The sequence below is a fragment of the Nocardia farcinica genome, from assembly GCF_029867845.1.
Classification (GTDB): domain Bacteria; phylum Actinomycetota; class Actinomycetes; order Mycobacteriales; family Mycobacteriaceae; genus Nocardia; species Nocardia farcinica_A.
In genome coordinates this window covers 1-1120 of sequence record NZ_JARWRU010000406.1, presented here as the reverse complement: position 1 = coordinate 1120, position 1120 = coordinate 1, and the positions used below count along the sequence as shown (strand labels likewise).

The following is a 1120-nucleotide window of genomic DNA, read 5'->3' as shown; positions in this document are numbered from 1 at the left end:
CCGTTGGTGGGGCCCGCGCCGGGGCGGGGGGGTCCCCGTGCCTCCTCGGGCAGGGTGAGCCGCCGGTCGCGGATCGAGACTATTATGGTGTCTAAATCCGACAACGACCGGCCGGTCGCGCCGGGGCCGCCGGCGAACAGGGTGTCGCCGGTGAACAGCGCGTTCAGATCCGGCACGTACAGCGAGACCGAGCCGGGGGAGTGGCCGGGGGTGTGCAGGATGTCGATGTCCACGCCCGCCACCGTCAGCCGGTCGGTGCCCTCGAGCGAGCGGTAGCCGACCTCCGGGTGCGTCATCCGCCACAGCGGTTCGTCGCCGGGGTGCAGCAGGATCGGCGCGTCCAGGCGCTTCGCCAGCTCCGGTGCGACGGTGACGTGGTCGTTGTGGCCGTGCGTGCACAGCACCGCGGTCACCCTGCGCTCGCCCACCGCGGCGGCGATGGCGTCGGCGTCGTGCGCGGCGTCGATCACCAGCACTTCGCTGTCGTCGCCGATCAACCAGACGTTGTTGTCGACGTCCCAGGTGCCGCCGTCGAGGGAGAAGGTGCCTGAGGTGACGACGCGATCGACGCGGGCGCTCACCAGACCACCACCGAGCGCAGCACGTCGCCGTGGTGCATCTTGTCGAAGGCCTGCTCCACCTGGTCGATGCCGATCCGCTCGGAGACGAACTTGTCCAGCGGCAGGCGGCCCTGGCGGTACAGGTCGATGTAGAGCGGGAAGTCGCGCTCGGGCAGGCAGTCGCCGTACCAGGAGGACTTCAGCGCGCCGCCGTGCGAGAACAGGTCGATCAGCGGCATGTCGAGGGCCATGTCCGGGGTGGGCACGCCGACCAGCACCACGGTGCCGGCCAGATCGCGCGCGTAGAACGCCTGTTTCCAGGTCTCCGGGCGGCCGACCGCGTCGATCACCACGTCGGCGCCGAAGCCGCCGGTGAGTTCCTTGATGCGCTCGACGGCGTCCTCGCTGCTCGCGTCGACGGTGTGGGTGGCGCCGAAGCCCTCGGCCCACTCCAGTTTCCTCGGGTCGCGGTCGACGGCGATGATGGTGCGGGCGCCGACCAGTTTCGCGCCCGCCACGGCCGCGTCGCCGCCACCGCCCCCCCCCCAGACCCCGCCGGG

The 1120-nt window shown here is 71.6% G+C and carries 2 protein-coding genes; both read right to left on the bottom strand.

Features of this window, described 5'->3' with window-relative positions:
• Nucleotides 1–581: MBL fold metallo-hydrolase (locus QH283_RS08670; protein ID WP_280502502.1), on the bottom strand; the 581-nt coding region annotated here is incomplete at its 3' end.
• A partial coding sequence (locus QH283_RS08665) for a zinc-binding dehydrogenase (protein ID WP_280502501.1) occupies nucleotides 578–1120 on the bottom strand: 543 nt, incomplete at its 5' end. The genes QH283_RS08665 and QH283_RS08670, both read right to left, overlap by 4 nt.